The following is a 19,233-nucleotide window of genomic DNA, read 5'->3' as shown; positions in this document are numbered from 1 at the left end:
CTTGATGGAGGACCATCTGGTCCAAATTCAGAAAAATCTGTTTAGCAGATGACATCACCCGAGACGCGGCTAACGGTATATGCCAGTCTCCTCGAATTCCTGGGCGGCTTGCAACGATGGCCATTGGCTAAGCCTGTACAGCTTCAAAGCGTAATTCGGCGGCACGACGCCTCCGCTCGGTCGCTTTGACAGCCTGCTACCGCGATGACTTCCAGAATCAGGAGTGACGGCCGCGCGTAGCGTCCCTCCAACTTCCGATTCGGAGCTTTCACATGAAGCACCAGAAGATCGAGTTCTACCGTCATCCGGCCGGTGGCTGGGGCGCGCTTAAAAGCGTTGCACATCAATTGCTGTCGCAAGGCATCGCGGCCAAGGGCGCCAAGACGATGCTGTCGGCCAACCAGCCCGACGGCTTCGACTGCCCCGGCTGCGCATGGCCCGATCGAGATCACGCCTCCACGTTCGAGTTCTGCGAGAACGGCGTCAAAGCCGTTGCAGCAGAAGCCACGTCCCGCCGCACCACGCCGGAGTTCTTCGCCCGGCACACCGTGCATGAACTCGCCGAATGGTCCGACTACGCGCTCGAAGACCAGGGGCGCCTGACGCACCCGATGGTCTACGACGCGGCCAGCGACAAGTACGTCCCGATCGAATGGGACGCCGCCTTCGCGCTGATCGCGCAGCACCTGCGTGCGTTGCCCGATCCGAACCAGGCGATCTTCTACACCTCCGGCCGCACCAGCAATGAGGCGGCCTTCCTTTACCAGTTGTTCGTGCGCGCGTACGGCACGAACAATTTCCCCGACTGCTCCAACATGTGCCACGAGCCCTCCGGCACGGGCATGCGGGGCAGCATCGGCGTCGGCAAAGGCACCGTCACGCTCGATGATTTCACCAAGGCCGATGCCATCTTCATCTTCGGTCAGAACCCCGGAACGAACCACCCGCGCATGCTCGGCGAGCTGCGCGAGGCGTCCAAACGCGGCGCCAAGATTGTTTCGTTCAACCCGCTGCGCGAGCGCGGGCTGGAGCGCTTTGCCGATCCGCAAAGCAAGATCGAGATGCTGACGCTGGGCTCCACGCGCATCAGCACCGAATACCACCAGGTGCGCATCGGCGGCGACCTGGCCACCGTCAAGGGCATCATCAAACACGTGATCGAACGCGACGACGTGGCCCGCAGCCGCGGCGAGCCCGCCATCATCGACCACGCCTTCATCGCCCAGCACACCGGTGGCTACGACGCCTTCGCCACCGACGCGCGCGCCGAATCGTGGGCCACCATCGAAGCCGAATCTGGCCTACCGGAGAACGAAATCCGCCAGGCCGGCGATACCTACATCCAGGCCGGCAGCGTCATTGCCTGCTGGGGCATGGGCATCACGCAACACAAACATTCGGTCGCGACGATCCAGATGATCGTCAACCTGCTGTTCCTGCGCGGCAACATCGGGCGCCCCGGTGCCGGTGCGTGCCCGGTGCGCGGCCACAGCAACGTGCAGGGCGACCGGACGATGGGCATCTACGAGAAGCCCGCGCCCGCGTTTCTGGATCGGCTGGAACAGGTCTTCGGCATTCAAGTGCCGCGTGAACACGGCTACGACACCGTCGGCGCCATTGAGGCCATGCAGCAAGGCGCCGCGCGCGTGTTCTTCGCCATGGGCGGTAACTTTGCAGCAGCCACGCCGGACACGGCTGCCACGTGGGCGGGCCTGCGCCAGTGCGACCTGACCGTGCACGTGACCACCAAGCTCAACCGCAGCCACATCGTGCACGGCAAGGCCGCGCTGATCCTGCCGTGCCTGGGCCGCACTGAGGTCGACCAACAGGCCGGCGGCACGCAAGGCGTGACGGTGGAAGACTCGATGAGCATGGTGCACATGTCGGCGGGCATCAATCCGCCGGCCTCGCCGCATCTGCTGTCGGAACCGGCCATCGTGGCGCGGCTGGCCGAAGCGACGCTGCCCGAGAGCACCATCCCGTGGCGTTGGCTGGTCGAAGATTACGACCGCATCCGCGAACGCATCGAAGCCGTGTTCGACGCCTTTGCCGGCTTCAACGAGAAGATTCGCGTGCCGGGCGGCTTCCGCCTGCGCAACACTGCATCCGAACGTGTCTGGAACACGCCGTCGGGCAAGGCGGAATTCCACACGCACGCCGTGCCGACCGACACGCCCGTCCACCGCGCCCGCGAGCGCCATGCGGATACGACGGTCTTCACGCTGGCCACAATCCGCTCGCACGACCAGTACAACACCACCATCTACGGCATGGACGACCGCTACCGCGGCGTGTTCGGCCAGCGCCGCGTGGTCTTCATCAACAAGGAAGACCTGCACACCATCCGCATGAAAGACGGCGAGTGGGTCGACATGGTGACGCTGTCCGAAGACGGCACCACGCGCCGCGCCGATGGTTTCCGTCTGGTGGCGTATGACATCCCGCGTGGTTGTCTGGCGGCGTATTACCCTGAGACGAATCCGCTGGTGCCGCTGTCTTCCGTGGCCGATCAGGCGCGCACGCCGACGTCGAAGTCGATTCCGGTGATGCTGGTTCCGAGCCAAGTCGAACGCACCGCTGACGCCCCCGCGGCCAACACGGCAAAAGCCTGATGCCTACCGAGCCAGCGTGGTCTGCGCTGCAACTGGCGCTGCTGGCCGCTTTGCGCGACACCGACGCCGGCAACCCGGGGTCGCTACGCCGACCGTCCCATATCCCTTCATCGGATTAACGTCAACTTGCGAGGTGTGTTGCGCTTCATTCTAGATTGCGGCAATGGCTCTCAAGCCTTGAATGTTATCCACGGCTTGAGACGTACTGCACCTCGAATTAGGCCCGCTTCCTCTTGTGCCTGAATGACAGGGCCGATTGGTTTGTAGGCTTGGGGGGCCTCCTCAATCCGACGCTCTTCCCGAAGCGTGACGCAAGTCCAATGGCTCTCGGCTTGTTCTGTACGCAGTCGCCGTACCGCTTGGCGGCGCACGCTTCTGCCTGCGCCATGACTGCACGACCATAGCCAGTCCGGGTGGCCAAGCCCCGTCACAACGAAGGACGAGTCCCCCATCGACCCAGGGATGAGCGCCAAGTCGCCATCGCGTGCTGGCGTGGCACCTTTGCGATGGATGTTCAGGCCATCTTCCGTCAGCACAACGTTGTGTGGAACATCCACTACCAGGCTGGAGCGCGCCTCTCCCGTCAGCTCGGCCAACTCTTTACGCACCATTTCGGCAAGCACAACCCGATTGAGCCAGGCATAGCGTGCGGCAGTGCCCATGGCGTGTTAACGCGCGAGCAGAATTGACCCACTTGGCGGGGTGATTTGCATCGAAATTTGACCCACGTGATTGAATGTCCTGCTCAATCTTTGAGCAGGGGATACAGAGGTGATCACGGTGGGCATGTTGGCCAAGATCAGGCGGATGTATTTCCGCGAGAAGGTGCCGTTGCGGGAGATCGCACGGCGAACGGGGTTGTCCCGGAACACGGTGCGGTCGTGGCTGCGAGAGCCGGAAGCGACGGAGCCGAAGTATCCGAAACGGATCAGCCCGAGCGTGGTGGACGAATGGGCCGGGCAGCTTGAGGAATGGCTGCGTACCGACAGCCATCGTCCGAAGCGTGAGCGCCGCACGGCGCGCTTCATGTTCGAAGCGATCCGGGCACAGGGCTACAGCGGGAGCTACACACGGGTGAGCGAGTTCGCCCGGCGCTGGCGAGAGCAACAGGCCCAGGCTCCGCGACGCAAAGCGTTCGTGCCGCTGGCCTTCGAGCCAGGTGAAGCGTTCCAGTTCGACTGGAGCTGCGAGTATGTCTTCGTCGGCGGGCTGCGCCGACGTCTTGAAGTCGCCCATGTGAAGCTGAATGCCAGCCGCGCATTCTGGCTGGTCGCCTATCCCACGCAAAGCCACGAGATGCTGTTCGACGCGCACGCGAAGGCATTTGCCGCGTTTGGCGGTGTGCCAAGCCGAGGCATCTACGACAACATGAAGACGGCGGTGGACAAGGTGGGCCGTGGCAAGGAGCGCATGGTCAATGCGCGCTTCGAGGCGATGTGCGGCCACTACCTGTTCGAGCCGGAGTTCTGCAACCGGGCCTCGGGCTGGGAGAAAGGCATCGTCGAGAAGAACGTGCAGGACCGGCGCAGGCAGATCTGGCACGAAGCGGCCCAGCGGCGCTGGACGACGCTTGCGGCGTTGAACGACTGGGTGGCCGACCAGTGTCGGCAGGCGTGGCGGGCACAGCACCCGCAGTGGCCGGAGCTGACCATCGAGGACGTGTTGCAAGACGAACGTCCCCGGCTGATGGCGAACCCGCGTCCGTTCGACGGCTACGTCGAGCAGTTCCTGCGGGTGTCCTCGATGGGACTGATTCACTTCCAGCGCAATCGCTACAGCGTACCGACCGAGTTCGTGAACCAGCTCGTGAGCGTGCGGTGCTATCCGGCGCTGCTGAGCGTCGTTGCCGACGGTCGCGAGATCGCTCGTCACGAACGCAGCTTCGAGCGGTACCTGACGTTCTACGACTGGCAGCACTACATCACGCTGGTCGAGCGCAAGCCAGGCGCGCTTCGCAACGGTGCGCCGTTTGCCATGATGCCGCAGCCGCTTCAGGCGCTTCAGGGGCACCTACTCAAGCACGCCGGTGGCGACCGCGTGATGACGCAGGTGCTGTCCGCCGTTCGCGAACACGGCCTGGATGCCGTGCTGGTGGCGGTGCAAGCCGCGCTCGACTCAGGCCGGCCCAGCAGCGATCACGTGCTCAACGTGCTGAGCCGGCTCAAAGCGCCGGCGCAGCAGCGGATCGTGGCCGCCACCACGCTCAGCCTGAGCGAAGAACCTGTCGCGGATGTGAACCGCTATGAACGTCTGCGCGCACCGGAGAACCAGCATGTCCAATGAGATCGTTGCCCGCCTCAAGGCGCTCAAGCTGCACGGCATGGCCAGCGGCTGGGCTGAGTTGTACGCGCAATCCCGGCATACCGAGTTCGATCCGGAGCGCTTCATGGAGCAGTTGCTGAAGGCCGAAGGTGCCGAACGCGAGGTTCGCTCGATTGCTTACCAGATGGCTGTCGCCCGGTTCCCGGCGCACCGCGACCTGAAGGGCTTCGACTTCGCGCAGGCCCGTGTCGACGAAGGGCTGATCCGTGAGCTGTACCAGATGAAGTTCCTCGACAGCGCGCACAACGTCGTGCTCATCGGCGGGCCAGGTACAGGCAAGACGCATCTGGCGAGCGCCATCGGCATCGAGGCCATCCAGCGTCACGGCAAGCGCGTGCGCTACTTCTCGACGATCGAGTTGGCCAACGTACTGGAACTGGAGAAAGCTGCCGGCAAGCACGGGCAACTCGCGCATCGGCTGATGCATGTCGATCTGGTGATCCTGGATGAACTGGGCTACCTTCCGTTCAGCCAGACCGCCGGCGCGCTACTGTTCCACCTGCTCTCAAAGCTGTACGAACGCACCAGCGTGGTGATCACGACCAACCTGAGCTTCGGCGAGTGGGCCAGCGTGTTCGGCGATGCCAAGATGACCACGGCGCTGCTGGACCGTCTCACACATCACTGCCATATCGTTGAAACCGGCAACGAGTCGTGGCGCTTCAAGACCAGTTCAGCGAAGGCAAGATCAACCCGCCGAAAAGGCCCCAAGGAGGCAGAAACCGAAGAGTTATCCACACCGCAGTAACGCTTTACGCCGTCTCGGGGTGGGTCAAATTTAGATGAAAATCGTGGGTCAAATTTAGCTGCGCGCCAACACGCATAACTGTCAATCGGTGCATCGGCTCAGAGATTGGCACCCATTGATGCTGCATAAAAAAATGGGCGTCGATTTGCATCGACGCCCAAAACCAAGCGCTCACAGAGAGAAGAGCGCTCAGAGACACAACGATTGTTCAAGCGATGGCTACCATCTCGTCGGAACTTCGAGATGAGCAAACGTAAAACCGCCGTAGCTTCCGGCCCATACAGAAGGTCTGTCGCTGACGGGTGAATCGGGGGGGGGCACACGCGGAGTTGATGTCCCCCTGCCTTAGCTAATGCCCGTTAAAGGGCTTCATGTCGGAGGCTGGAAGGTGTCCAGGAGCCAATCTCCTCTATGCCATCTGCAGTACAACTTTCCCCTTTGCTCGGCCGTTTTCAAGATAGGCAAGTGCTTCCTTTGCTTGACTGAATGGAAACACCTTGTCGATCACCGGGTGAATAGCTCCAGCATCGATAAGTTCCGCGATTTCTGAAAGCTGGAGGCCATCGGGGCGAACAAATAAGAATGAGTAATTTATATCGCTTTTCTTTGCTTTTCTAATTATGCTTCCGCTAAGCAAGCCGAATACAATTTTCATGAGGAAGTTCATTCCTCTGGCCCGAGCGAACGCGGCATCCGGCGGGCCGATTAGCGAGACGACGTTGCTGTTGGGTTTCAATATCCGAAGGGATTTTTCAATTCCATCTCCCCTGACTGTGCCAAGGACGATGTCATATCCTTTCAGAACTGTTTCAAATTCTTGTTTTTTATAATCGATGACTTCATCAGCTCCGAGGTCGCGAACCAGCCGCACATTGCCCGTACTGGTGGTCGTTCCAACCTTCGCTCCCAGGTGTTTGGCCAGTTGAATGGCGAATGTGCCAATGCCTCCGGAACCGGCCGGGATAAATACCTTTTGTCCGCGCTTGAGACGTGCACGCTCTTTGAGCGCTTGCCAAGATGTGAGCCCGACCATCGGAACCGAGGCCGCTTCAACGAAGTCAAGGCTCGTCGGCTTCATTGCGGCCGCACGCTCTGGAAGGACAGCAAATTCGGCGAAGGTTCCGATATTGAGGTCGAAAGTACTCGCGAAAACTGCATCACCTGGTTTGAAGCGCGTCACGCGATTCCCGACCTCAACCACCACACCAGCAACATCGCTACCCATCGTTGTCGGCAGCCTAAACTTCAGGATTGGCTTGAACATTCCTTTCGGAATCATGTAATCAATGGGGTTCACGCCTGCAGCGTGAACCTTAACGAGGATCTCGTCCGGTTTTATCGTGGGCTGAGGAATGTCGGAAAAATCTAGCTGATCGACTTTTCCGTATCGTTTTAAGATTAGTGCTTTCATAATTATTCCCTGAATATTTTTGTCGATATCTTGAGTGGGTGCTAAATCCAGTCCAGGAAAGGCGGCGCCGCCACCCACGACGAATTTCGATCCACTGCTTACGCAAGAGCGGCTTCGTCGCTCTGGTTATGGCTTGTTCGTATCGCCAACGCGCGAGGTTGCCGTATCAGAGGTCGACCCAAGGCTGAAGAACGACCTTCCCGGTGGTCCGTCGCCCCTCCATAAGCTGATGAGCGAATGGCGCCTGTGAGAGCGGTAATACTGTTCCTACCTGAAGCTTGAGTTTTCCTGTAACGATGAATCCCATAATTTCATTCAGCGTTGACTGGACTAGGTCGGGGAACGCCAAGTAGGCACCGATATAGAACCCGGTCACGGTGCGGTTCGGCACGGTGAGCTGCCAAGGATCGATCTGGGTGCTTTGTCCACTGGACTGTCCGAGAAAAACCATCCGGCCGAATGGTGCAAGGGTGTCAAGCGCTTGGCCGACCACGTCACCTCCAGCCATTTCCAGCACGACGTCTACGCCGCGACCGCCCGTCAGTTGTCGCACCTTGTCAGCCCAGCCGGGCGTGGTGTAGTCGACCGACGCATCGGCTCCGAGACGTTCAGCAATAGCTCGCTTTTCCGGCGTGCTGGCTGCGGCGATGACTTTGCTGGCGCCGTATAGCTTTGCAAGTTGTACGGCGAACGATCCAACGCCGCCGGCAGCCGCTTCAATCAAGACGCTTTCGCCCGCCTTCAGTTGTGCAGCCTTCCGCAGCGATAGCGCGGCGGTCAGGCCGTGCCCCACCAGTGCTGCCGCTTGGACGGAATCGATGCCAGGAGGCAGTGGCATGACAAGCGCCGCCGGAACACAAATGTATTGCGCGTATCCCCCTGCGCCTGGGGTCGCAAGGACTGGGGTCCCGACGACTACCGAAGTGACTCCATTTCCAACGGCGACTACAGTACCTGCGACTTCCGCTCCCAATGTGAAGGGCGTAGGGGACGGATCCGGATAGTCGTCCCCACGCCGTCGCATGACGTCCGCAAAGTTCATTCCAACCGCTTCGATCCGGATTAGAACTTCGCCATCGTTTGGTGTTGGGTCAGGGACGTCCTCGTAGGTGAGAACTTCAGGGCCGCCTGTGTTGTGAAAACGTACAGCTTTCATTTGCTGCTCTCCGAATCAGAGGTGTTAGTAGCGCTATGCGCTCTGCTGTAAAAGGTTGTCGCTCAGGTCGGCATCCGCCGTCCTTTGCAAACGAGGGCAAGGCGATCGAATCGCTGCACCAATTTCGCTACGCTTCTTACGAAGCGATGCTCCGCCGATGGACTTGCCTGCGTCATTGACTGCAATTACCGAGTGGTTGCGGTTCGGTAGTCGATGATGTTTCTACGTTTCTATCCCTGTCGTCGAGGATCGCAAAGCTCTTCGCAGTGTTTTGCCAACCGCTGACTTCGGCAGCTCAGAAACAAACTCAACAAACTTCGGTTGCTTGTACGCTGCCAAGCGAGCACGACAGTGTTCGCGGATCTGCTCTTCAGTCAGCTCCGCATGCGGCTCCTTGACGACAAACAAGTGCACCGCTTCGCCTGTCTTGCCGTCGGGAACACCAACGCTGGCTGACTCCAGAACGCCGGGACAGGAAGCGACCGCGGCCTCGATTTCGTTGGGAAACACATTGAAACCGGAGACGAGCACCATGTCCTTTCGGCGGTCGACGATCTTGATGAATCCGTTTGCATCGCATATGGCAATGTCACCGGTGCGTAGAAAACCGTCAGCCCAGAAGGACGTGGCATTGTCTTCTTCACGGCGCCAGTAACCGCGCATGACTTGAGGGCCGCGCACACAGAGTTCTCCAGGCTCCCCGATCCCGACTTCATGTCCGTCATCGTCGCGCAATGACACATCGGTCGACGGCAATGGAATGCCAACGGTCTCCGAGAAGTCCTCAAGATGCAGAGGGTTCAGGGTGACGATTGGGGAGGTTTCCGACATGCCGAACCCCTCCTTGATGTGCTGTCCAGTGAGCGAGTGCCACTTGTCCGAAGTCCCTTTCAGAATTGCACTTCCCCCTCCAAGAGCCAGGCGAAGGGAAGAGAAGTCAATTTGGTGGATTCGGGGATGTGCCATCAGGTTGGCGAACAAAGTATTGACGCCCGTGACGATGGAGAAGCGATGCCTCTCAAAAGTCGCGACAAGTGAATCGATATCGCGTGGATTGGCTACGAGTACATTCTTTGCGCCTGCCGAAAAGAAGCTCAGGCAGTTCACCATCAGCGCAAAGATGTGGTACAGCGGTAACGCAGTGATCACCAGATCGCGGCCTTCCCCGAAAATGCGCGGCGCGAAGGACTTGAACTGCAGGATGTTGGCGATGAGGTTGCCGTGCGAGAGAGCAGCTCCCTTGGGGACACCCGTCGTGCCGCCGGTGTACTGAAGATAGATCAGATCATCGTGATTCAGGTCGACCGGCTCGAAGACGAGTCCAGCGCCTGCATCGATTGCGTCAGAGAACCACGTAAATTTGGTCAGCTCCCGCGGCAATGGGCTGCGTGGAGAGGGGCTGTCTCCAAGGTCGCCGGCCTCGGCAACGACGACATGTCGGATCGATACGGACTCCATCGCTTCCACCAGTGTGTTTGTCGCTCCGGAAAAAACGATGACAGTGTCGACGTCCGCATCCACCAGTTGATGTGCAAGCTCATGTGCCGTGTAGAGGGGATTGACGTTCACCTGCACTGCGCCCGCGCGGATGATGCCGAACATGGCCACCGGGAAGGCCAAGATATTCGGGGACATCAACGCGACGCGATCCCCCTTCTTGATTCCAAGCTCGCCCTGCAAGTAGGCCGCGAACTGCCGAGACAGACGATCGACGTCCTGGTAGGCGAGTTCACCACCGAGCCCGACAAAGGCCGGAAGGTGCGCGTATTGCTCCACCGCCTCCTGAATGAGCTGTGCGACTGAACGGTAGCGGCGATGGTCGATCTCGGACGGAATGTCGCTCCCATAGATCTTGTGCCAAATTCTTTCCATGCTGTCCTCGCTGTGACTACCGGTGGGAGTTGCCAAGCGTTGCGGCCGGCAGTTGCTTTTCATTGGCACGAGATGCCCGCCATGATGTCCGTATGATGCTTGTCATATTTTTGAGCAAAGGAGTGCCGCAGAATTAGCGGCATTAATCGTCAGTTGCTGCGTGTGGGGCCCAGTTGACTTAGCGCGGCATCACGCAGGGCCTCGGAAAGCTTGGGGTCGTCGACGGCACGTGCGAGCGTTAATGTGCCGACCATCATGGCGACGATAACGAGGGCTTGCTCATGCGCGCCAGGTTGCCCCCAGTTGGGTAATTGGCGCGTTACGAGGTCAATCATCTCCTTGATCCGCCGCGTGGCGGCTCGCCGAACTTCGGCTGTTTGTCGGGGCATTTCCGAGACAAGCGCCGCAGTACCACAACCGGTTTCCATGCCCTCCAAGTGCTCTTGGGAAAGATACGCTTGGGCCATCGCACGAAGTGTTTCTTCGGGTGGAGTAGTGGCAGCAACGTGCTCCATCATCGCCACGCTTTCCGACCCTGCTCGGTCAGCCGCTTCGGCAAGCATCGCCTCACGAGACTCGAAATGCGCGTAGAAGCCGCCGTGCGTTAGTCCTGCGGCTTTCATGATATCGGCCACACTAGTGCCGTTGTAACCGCTGCGCCGAATTGCACGCGCGGCGGCTTCCACGATCCGTTCGTGTGTGATTTCCTTTGGGCTTTGGGTGATTCTTTTCATATGATGGTTAGCATATTCCAATGCGCCCAGAAGTGCAAGTTGAGGTTTCGTTCCATGCGGAGAGGGCTGATCGGCAAGCTCCGCCGTCCCGGGAACGTCACATGCGGCGCACCGGGGAAGCGCCCACCAATATGAGCGGCGCTAGGAGTGTCAGCTACGGTGTGAAGTCTCCGGCTGTTATCGTGGTCGACTGGCGACATCTTCTAAATTTCCCTTGACCCTCCATGATGCTCGTCATATGATGATCCTCATATTTGTGAGCCAGTGATTAATGAACCGCTGCCGAAGCCGACGCAAGGAAGAGACACATCAGCGCATCCTCGATGCAGCTGCGCGAGTTATTCGCAGCCGAGGCTACGAGGGGTTCGGAGTTGCTGAGGTGATGAATCAGGCCGGGCTGACGCACGGCGGTTTCTACGCGCACTTCAAGTCGCGAGACGCACTCTTTGTGGAAGCGCTCGAGCGTGCCAGTCGCGACATCGCCGTTGAGGCCGCACTTGTAACTCGGCAATGGGCTGGCCCGGAGATTAGCGGGTTTCGCTGCCTAGTCGAGGTCTATTTGGCGGATCGGTTTTTGAGCTCACTGGATGGCGGTTGTCCCGTTGCCGCGCTCGCGACGGAGATGCCACGGCAATCGGGATCCGTGCGGCAGGCCTCAGTTGTGCATGTGCAGCAGCTTATTTCGGCGGTGCGCTCCACGCTTGCAGCATCGCATCGTGAGGCAGCAAGTATGGTGGCTGGATCGCTCATCGGTGCATTGCAACTAGCGCGCACGTTGGGGGATAACCCCAAAGGGCGTGCACTTTTGGCGGCGGCTCGAGACTCATTGATTCAGCTCTACGACACGCCGACACAGGCACGCTCGGCTTCTCGGTAGGGCGCCAGCGCTTCGCAATTTTTTCGGGGCGCGCCAAAATATGATGGGCATCATAATTTTGGCTGCGCCAGCGACTTTGGAGGCGGACTTGAAGATTGGGAACGCAGTGGTGAGCAGATGACCTTCTTGTCGATGTCCAGACCACGCGTCTCTGGCGAAGTCTAGTCGTGATCAGTCCATGTACTGCCCCTCGGTCTCGTATCGTCCCGCGTTGAACACGGGACCAGCCGTTTTCGCAAACTTGGTGGCAATCGAATCTGGATCTGGATTGCTGCCGGTGTCGGTCAGGAAGGAGCCTGGCCGTCGCAGCGCCGTCTGACCTTAGCTGCGAGTTCGGCTCGTCTAGTCGGAACTAATAAACCATAAATTGGAGACAAATCATGAATTTCAGGAGCCCCGGAGCACGCTCTGGTCGCGCCGCAAGCCTGAGCTCAAGGTGCAGGCTATGAGCATTTCCTATGACTTCGACTACATCGTGATTGGCTCCGGCTTCGGTGGCAGCGTGTCTGCCTGCCGCCTAACCGAAAAGGGCTATTCAGTGGGTGTTATGGAGATGGGAAAGCGTTGGGAGGCCAAAGACTTTCCCAAGAGCAACTGGGACGCACGACGGTGGATGTGGTTGCCGGGCATGAAAATGCACGGCTTCTACAACATGCGGTTGTTTCGCCACGTCATGGTCTTAAGCGGCAAAGCGGTTGGCGGGGGATCTATTACCTATGCCAACGCGCTGCTAATTCCCCCTGACAAAGTTTGGGATGAAGGTTCCTGGGCCGACTTGCAAGACTGGAAAAACATCATGCCACGGTACTACGCCATGGCGGAGCGGATGTTGGGCGTGACCGAAAACAAGCTTTTGGGCGAGGCCGACCTGCGACTCAAGAAAATGGCCGAGCTTCACGGTGTAGCCAACACCTTTCACAGCGGCCGCGTCGCAACGTTCTTCGCGCCAAATGGAGAGCCCGGCGGCAAAACCTACCCTGATCCGTATTTTGATGGCGATGGTCCCGAGCGGGGGACTTGCGTTGGGTGCGGCGGTTGCATGGTGGGTTGCAAGCACAACGCCAAGAACACGCTCGACAAGAATTATCTCTATTTCGCGGAAAAGCGCGGTGCTCAAGTCTTTGCCGAAACCAAGGTGGTGGACGTGCGCCCGCTCAACGGAAAGGAAGACGGCAGCGAAGGCTACGAGATTTTTACCGAGCGCTCCACCGCTTGGTTTAACAGGCAGCAGCGCAGCTTCCGCTGCCGGGGTGTGGTGTTCGCGGCCTCCTCGTTGGGCACGATGGAACTGTTGTTTCGTCTGAAACAACGAGGCTCCTTGCCGCGCATTAGCGACGACCTCGGCAAGCGCGTGCGTACCAATGCCGAATCGCTCGTCGGCGTGCGCTTTCCAGCAAAGGACAAGAGCATGTCGCATGGCGTAGCAGGTGGTGCAGGCGTCTACATCGACGAGCGAACGCACATAGGAGCAGTGCGTTATCCGGAAGGCTCGGACGCCACTGGCCTCATGATGACCTTGTTGTGCGGCGGACGTGCAGGATGGACGCGAATTTTCGCGTGGCTGTGGACTCTTGCGAAACATCCTGTTCAAGCGTTCCGCGTGCATAACCCCATAGGGTTCGCTCGACAAACCGTCCTGTTTGTAGTGATGCAGACAGTTGATGCGTTCATCGACATGCAGTTCAAGCGCCGCTGGTATTGGCCATTCGCCAAGCAGTTATCTACCAGCGGTAACCCGATTCCCACCTTTATCCCCGAGGCAAATGCGTTTGTTGAAAAGGGGGCAAAGGCACTCGGCGGCATCCCTACGGCGTTCCTAACCGAGATTCTGTTCAACATTCCCACGACAGCCCATTGCATGGGTGGCTGCGCAATGGCGAATTCTCCGGAGCGCGGTGTGATGAATGCTCAAAACCGCGTCTTTGGTTATCAAAACATGTTGATCTGTGATGGCTCGATGCTGAGCGCCAATCTCGGCGTGAACCCGAGTTTGACCATCACCGCGCTGACCGAACACGCAATGTCCCACGTTGCACCGAAAACACCTGCAGCCCGCACCTTCTCGAGTACTCCTCATGTCCAGCCAGTCCACATCTAACGCCAGTCTGTTGAACCAGCCCTTACGCTTGCCTAATGGCAGCATCGTTCGTAACCGTCTCGCCAAATCTTCTATGAGCGAAACGCTGGGAACGTACGACAACCATGCCACGCCCAAGCTCGTCGAGTTGTATCGACGTTGGGCTGCATCGGGCCTTGGTCTACTTCTGACAGGTAACGTGATGATCGATCGCCGAGCGCTCGGCGAGCCCGGCAACGTAGTCATCGAAGATGAAACCGACCTGCTCATCCTGCAGCAATGGGCCCGCGCGGCTACCGATCAGGGTGCGGCTGTCTGGGTGCAACTGAACCATCCCGGAAAGCAGTCCCCCAAGGGGCTGAACGCAAGCAATCTATCGCCATCGGCTATCCCATTCCGTGAAGACATGGCAGCGTTTTTTGAAACGCCGCGAGAAGCCACAACCACGGAAATCGACGACATCATCAGGCGTTTCGGGCGCAGTGCTGCCATCTGCAAGAAGGCGGGCTTCAGCGGCGTGCAGATTCACGGCGCCCATGGGTACCTCATTAGTCAGTTCTTGTCCCCTCATCACAATCATCGCACTGACGAATGGGGTGGTACCCCCGAGAAACGTCGCCACTTTGTAATGGCCGTCTACTCGGAGATCCGTCGCCAAGTCGGGGCAGATTTCCCGGTTGGGATCAAACTCAATTCAGCAGACTTTCAACGCGGCGGCTTCACCGAAGAGGAGTCGATGGCTACTATCCGCGCGCTCGTAGAGGCTGGCATTGACTTGATCGAGATCTCCGGTGGCACTTATGAGGCGCCAGCCATGAGCGGCGCCTTCCAAAAGCCGCAAAAAGCTTCGACGGCGGCACGCGAAGCGTACTTCTTGGAGTTTGCAGAAAAGGTCAGAGCTGAGGTCAAAGTGCCGCTGATGGTGACCGGGGGCTTTCGCACGGCCGAGGGCATGAACGCCGCGCTCAGTACAGGCGCACTCGACATCGTTGGCGTCGCTCGACTATTGGCGATTGATCCTGATGCGCCGGCTGCTTTGCTAAACGGACGCGACAGCTCGCAGCGCGTGCGGCCCATCAAGACTGGTATCAAGCCGGTGGATCGCATGGGAATTATGGAGGTCCTTTGGTATACGCGCCAACTGAAGCGTATCGCGGAGGGGGGTAACCCTCGCCCGAACGAAAGTGCCCTAATGGCATTTCTCAAAAGTTTGGTGAATAGCAGCTGGGCAAACTACCGCACCAAGCGCATGAGAGCTTGATTGCCGCCCCTTTTCCTTTTGATGATCGCTATGCCGGCCACGCAGCGCGGGCACAAGCAAGAACTTTATCGCAAGTGCCGAATTTTTTTGTCGGGAGTTCCGAGTGGCGGAGGCCACAAAACACTCCTTTGGCAATTACCTAACCTGGAATCAAAGCCATGCATCACCTACTGAAGACAAGTCTGCTCGGATTCGCCTTGGCAGCAACGCTTATTTCAACGACGGGAGCGGCAGCCGACGCTCCGCCGGACGGTCCGAAGATGGCCTCTCCAGCGGAGTCACAGCAGGCGGTCACCTGGAAGAACGTGCCAACGCAAACCATCAAGGTTGGCGGAGTCGACTTCGCATACCGAGAGTTGGGAAAAAATCATGGCGGCACGCCGGTGGTGTTCCTTACGCACCTGGCGGCCGTACTCGACAACTGGGACCCACGTGTCGTGGATGGTTTCGCGGCCGAACACCATATTGTTACGTTCGACAATCGAGGCATCGGTGCGTCCAGCGGTTCAACGCCGAGTTCGATCGAGGACATGGCTGATGACGCAATCGCTTTCATCAAAGCTATGGGGTTCAAGCAGGTCGACCTGTTGGGCTTTTCGATGGGCGGAATGATCGCGCAGGAAATCGTGCTCAAAGATCCGCAACTCGTCCGCAAGATGATTCTCGCCGGCACGGGTCCCGCTGGCGGTGAAGGTATCAGCACGGTATCCGGCGTAACGTTTTACGACGTTCTTCGTGGTGCTCTCACCCGCCAGGATCCAAAGCAGTATTTGTTCTTCACCCGCACGCCGAACGGTATTGAGGCCGGCAAGGCATTCCTGGAGCGTTTGAAGGAACGTTCGGAAAATCGCGACAAGGAGATCGCCACATCTGCGTTCTTGACGCAGTTAGAAGCGCTGCGTGTCTGGGGATTGAAGGAGCCAGAGGATCTATCGGTTGTCAAAAATCCGGTGCTCATCGTTAACGGCGATAACGATCGCATGGTTCCAACTAAGAATTCAGAAGACCTGGCGCGGCGTCTGCCTAACAGCAGCCTCATCATCTATCCCGATGCTGGCCACGGTGGGATCTTTCAGTACTACACGGAATTTGTTCCTAAGGCGCTGGAATTCCTTGCTCGATAGCCTGAAGTTCAACTTCCCTTTCGCGTGCAAATCGTTACTGAGCCCGCGAAAAGGGGGATCAAGTTAATTGAAGAATGGGATTTGTCGCCTGACTTCCTCATCCAGTGCGACTCTTTCCCCTTCATACCGGAAGACCGACATGACTTATACCCACCTCACTGCCCCGACGAATTACGTGGAAGTCGATGGCAACAGATTTGCCTACCGCCGTTGGGGTAACAGTACGACTGGTGAGCCGCCATTGTTCTTCCTCCAACACTTCCGCGGTGGAATGGATCATTGGGATCCACTCATGACGGACGGCTTGGCCGCAGGGCGCGAGGTGATCCTGTACAACGGGCGCGGCATAGCTTCGTCTTCTGGAAAGCCACGCACCAGAATTGAGGATATGGCAGATGATGCGGCCGCCGTTATACGTGCGCTCGGTCTTCGCAAAGTTGACGTCCTAGGATTCTCGCTGGGCGGCTTTCAGGCTCAAGATCTGACGCGACGCCATCCTAGCCTGGTGCGAAAGCTGATGCTTCTTGGGACGGGGCCACGTGGAGGCAATCCTGACATGGACCCAGGTGTGATGGATGCGGCGCCGCGTCCGGTACCCACCGTGGAGGACTTCTTGTTTCTATTCTTCGGTCGGTCAGAAGCGGCGAAACAAGCTGGGCTCGACTTCTGGAAGCGTAGGCATGAGCGCGTTGATCAAGATCCGCCTAGTTCACCAGAGGTCACGCAGGCTCAGCTTGAGGCAAACATGTATTACTTGCCGAAGCTCGATCCCGAAGATCCTTTTGTGCATTTGCGGGAGATCAAGCAGCCAACATTCATTCTTAATGGTGTGAATGACATCATGGTTCCGACAATCAACTCCTGGCACATGGCGCAGAACATTCCAAACGCCCAATTGTTCATCTATCCAGACGCAGGTCACGCAGCTCAGTTCCAGTATCCGTCGCGCTTCTTGATGCACGCCACACAATTCCTGAACGAGTAGATTTGACTGAGTAGTCGATTTCGCTCGCTTAAATTTTTTGATGAGACGCTTGAGATAAGATCATGTTCAGGTTCAAAATCGTTCTGTTGGTTCTGGCAAAGCTATTACAACGGGCGGCAAAAAGCAATCCCGATTGCGTGAGCCACGTAAAGGGGAAGGATTTGATATTTCAGATCCGAACGATGCAGGGGAGCGGCCGGTACTTCATGGTAAAGAATGGAGGAATAAAGTCGGCTTCTGGGCTGGCGAAAAATCCGAAATTTACGTTGACATTCAGAGATGGGAGAATTGGATTCTCTGTTCTTTCCGCTAAGGATGGGAAAGAGGCATTTCTCTCCGCGCTGCATCAGCAAGATCTCGTCGTCACCGGTGATTTTATTGAAGTAATGTGGTTCCAAAGATTGGCTGATTATTTGAAACAATAATAATGTAAAAATTTGGCCATCTAAAAAGATTGGTTCCACGTTATTGGGTTGTGAGTCTTATAGGTCGCCAATTTTTAATGCCAACAAGCCTTGGAGGGGATTTTGCTTAATAAATCTGAAGCTATCGGGTTGCAGTATTCGACGAAACAAGCGGAAGCCTTTGAAATGTGGATCCGGCGTTTCGGCGCTGTAACTTCAAAGGAACTCGATCTTGGGCTGTTGATGACCATCCACGAGTGGGTGATGGAAGGCAGGGTGCCAGCCGATCAAAGCGAAGGGCGATAGTGGGACTCAGACGATCGCCCGGGGTCTTCTTCTGTTGGCGCCGATCGTCTTTGCATCTCCGCAAACAGTCTCGCTGCAGAGTTTTGTCATTCAGTTCGATGCGTGAATTGCCGCGGCTCTGCCCGGTGCCGACTGGTGTCGGCGCGGGCTTCGCCAGACCGGTGGTCACCGCGAACTGGTGCATCCTCCGGCAACTTTGCCTGAGCCGGTGTCCGCCTGGACTTCAGTTTCCGCCTGTCGTTTTGGAAGATCGCCAGAGCGCCTCTCGCTGACCCTAAGCATTAGGTCTTGCGCGGCGTTGACTGGGCTCGGACCTACTTCCTGCGATCAGGCAGCCGGCGATGAGAAGTCGGTTCCCCGGAGGAACGGTTATGAAGAGATGACTCGCTGGATATCACGACGCAGCTCGAAATCATTGGAACACCGCGCCGATTGTTCGCTGCCGGTCATTTCAGCGCTGCTGCGCTGCTCTCGTTGTGCGAGAGGAATTCCAATGCCTTGGGTACGAAGTCTGCGTAGTGCTGAAAGATGCCTCCGTGCCCTGCGTCTTGATAAATGATGAGTTGCGCGTTGGGAATGCGGCGAGCCATGTCGTGGCTTAGCGCAGTAGGGACCATGATGTCGTTATCGCCATTGGCGATCAGGACAGGCATCGGCAGGCTGGTAAGATTCTGCGGCTTCTGCTGGCCCCAGGCCTTGATCGCTTTGAGTTGACGGAGGAAAGCGCGAGGTGTCGGCCCCTTGTCGCGACTGTTCTTGCGTTCCTTCAGTCGCTGCAAGAACGCCTTTGCTGCCTGCCGGCCATTGGCCGTGGAGGTAAAGAATAGATAAGTCTTTGGATCGCGCAGCGTCAGCAGGCCCTTAAGTATCAGTGGCCAAGAGATTGCACCCACACGATCGATGCTCTGACCACCTGCGGGACCGGTTCCCGTGAGGATGAGTTTACGCACCAGAGTTGGTGCCTTTAGAGCCACGTCCTGCGCTACGAAGCCGCCGAGCGAAAAGCCGAGCAGATCGACCTGATCGAAACCCATGGTGCGGATCAGTGCGATGGTATCGCGGGCCATTTCTTCCACGGTTACCGGTGCGATGCCACCAGATAGACCAATCCCTCGGTAGTCAATGGCAATAACGCGGTGCTTGCGAGCCAAGCCATCTACGATACGAGGGTCGAAGTTGTCCAGCACTGCACCCCAATGGTTGAGCAGAATTAGAGGGACTCCGCCGTGTGGGCCTAGTTCTCGGTAGGCGAATGCTCCTCTCTCAGTCCTGACAATCTTGTTCGGTGCTTCGGCATAGGCCATTGCCGATTGGGTTTCTGGATCGGACTTGGTCATCATTGCC

14 protein-coding genes and 2 pseudogenes are annotated in these 19,233 nt (G+C 58.1%); 9 read left to right on the top strand and 7 right to left on the bottom strand.

The annotated features are described in order from the left end of the window. Positions 1–272 precede the first annotated feature (272 nt). The gene (locus tag NG900_RS10230) at positions 273–2,612 is read left to right on the top strand and encodes an FdhF/YdeP family oxidoreductase (protein ID WP_252679812.1); all 2,340 of its coding nucleotides are present in this window, start codon (positions 273–275) and stop codon (positions 2,610–2,612) included. A 170-nt stretch (positions 2,613–2,782) separates the two neighbouring features. Here the strand turns inward: NG900_RS10230 and NG900_RS10225 are convergent. Then, positions 2,783–3,277 (bottom strand): annotated as a pseudogene (locus NG900_RS10225) (RtcB family protein); the annotation flags it as partial. Between the two features lie 121 nt (positions 3,278–3,398). Here NG900_RS10225 and istA point away from each other — a divergent pair. Then, entirely contained in the window at positions 3,399–4,895 is a 1,497-nt protein-coding gene (gene istA / locus NG900_RS10220) for an IS21 family transposase (protein WP_289813729.1), read from the top strand. Further along, positions 4,885–5,682 carry an IS21-like element helper ATPase IstB gene (gene istB / locus NG900_RS10215; RefSeq protein WP_252679808.1) on the top strand — a complete coding sequence of 266 codons (798 nt, stop codon included), beginning with the start codon at positions 4,885–4,887 and terminating at the stop codon, positions 5,680–5,682. The genes istA and istB overlap by 11 nt, the downstream gene beginning before the upstream one ends. Positions 5,683–6,091: 409 nt before the next feature. Here the strand turns inward: istB and NG900_RS10210 are convergent, their stop codons facing one another. The 5 genes and pseudogenes from NG900_RS10210 to NG900_RS10190 form a co-directional block, all read right to left on the bottom strand. Further along, positions 6,092–7,093, bottom strand: a complete 1,002-nt coding sequence (locus tag NG900_RS10210; RefSeq protein WP_252679850.1) for an NADP-dependent oxidoreductase — start codon at positions 7,091–7,093, stop codon at positions 6,092–6,094. A gap of 166 nt (positions 7,094–7,259) precedes the next feature. Continuing rightward, on the bottom strand, positions 7,260–7,931 hold the full coding sequence (locus tag NG900_RS10205) for a quinone oxidoreductase family protein (RefSeq protein WP_223259859.1): 672 nt from the start codon (positions 7,929–7,931) through the stop codon (positions 7,260–7,262). After that, positions 7,932–8,249 (bottom strand): annotated as a pseudogene (locus tag NG900_RS26610) (quinone oxidoreductase family protein); the annotation flags it as partial. A 222-nt stretch (positions 8,250–8,471) separates the two neighbouring features. Then, positions 8,472–10,121, bottom strand: coding sequence for an AMP-binding protein (locus tag NG900_RS10195; protein ID WP_252679806.1), 1,650 nt, complete (start codon positions 10,119–10,121; stop codon positions 8,472–8,474). 149 nt (positions 10,122–10,270) lie between these two features. After that, the gene (locus tag NG900_RS10190; protein WP_111395597.1) at positions 10,271–10,855 is read right to left on the bottom strand and encodes a TetR/AcrR family transcriptional regulator; all 585 of its coding nucleotides are present in this window, start codon (positions 10,853–10,855) and stop codon (positions 10,271–10,273) included. A 271-nt stretch (positions 10,856–11,126) separates the two neighbouring features. Here NG900_RS10190 and NG900_RS10185 point away from each other — a divergent pair, with 271 nt between their 5' ends. The 6 genes from NG900_RS10185 (at position 11,127) to NG900_RS10160 (ending at position 17,604) form a co-directional block, all read left to right on the top strand. Continuing rightward, a complete protein-coding gene (locus NG900_RS10185) occupies positions 11,127–11,732 on the top strand; it encodes a TetR/AcrR family transcriptional regulator (protein WP_252679804.1) in 606 nt (201 codons plus the stop codon). A 445-nt stretch (positions 11,733–12,177) separates the two neighbouring features. Beyond that, the gene (locus NG900_RS10180) at positions 12,178–13,830 is read left to right on the top strand and encodes a GMC family oxidoreductase (protein WP_252679802.1); all 1,653 of its coding nucleotides are present in this window, start codon (positions 12,178–12,180) and stop codon (positions 13,828–13,830) included. Then, positions 13,808–15,070: an NADH:flavin oxidoreductase/NADH oxidase family protein gene (locus NG900_RS10175; RefSeq protein ID WP_252679800.1), complete on the top strand. Its 1,263-nt coding sequence runs from the start codon at positions 13,808–13,810 to the stop codon at positions 15,068–15,070. The genes NG900_RS10180 and NG900_RS10175 overlap by 23 nt, the downstream gene beginning before the upstream one ends. A gap of 158 nt (positions 15,071–15,228) precedes the next feature. Next, entirely contained in the window at positions 15,229–16,194 is a 966-nt protein-coding gene (locus NG900_RS10170; RefSeq protein WP_252679799.1) for an alpha/beta fold hydrolase, read from the top strand. 139 nt (positions 16,195–16,333) lie between these two features. After that, a complete protein-coding gene (locus NG900_RS10165) occupies positions 16,334–17,179 on the top strand; it encodes an alpha/beta fold hydrolase (RefSeq protein ID WP_111395324.1) in 846 nt (281 codons plus the stop codon). A gap of 62 nt (positions 17,180–17,241) precedes the next feature. After that, positions 17,242–17,604 (top strand): SCP2 sterol-binding domain-containing protein, encoded by a 363-nt coding sequence (locus NG900_RS10160; RefSeq protein WP_111395325.1) that lies wholly within the window; start codon positions 17,242–17,244, stop codon positions 17,602–17,604. A 731-nt stretch (positions 17,605–18,335) separates the two neighbouring features. On the opposite strand, the gene NG900_RS10155 is transcribed toward NG900_RS10160, so the two are convergent. Further along, complete coding sequence (locus NG900_RS10155) at positions 18,336–19,226, bottom strand: alpha/beta fold hydrolase (RefSeq protein WP_111395335.1); 891 nt, start codon at positions 19,224–19,226, stop codon at positions 18,336–18,338. Between the last annotated feature and the right edge of the window lie 7 nt (positions 19,227–19,233).

The sequence above is a fragment of the Ralstonia soli genome (genome assembly GCF_023955655.1).
GTDB classification, from domain to species: domain Bacteria; phylum Pseudomonadota; class Gammaproteobacteria; order Burkholderiales; family Burkholderiaceae; genus Ralstonia; species Ralstonia soli.
Note: the sequence above shows the minus strand (reverse complement) of the source record. Positions and strands in the feature narration are given on the sequence as shown.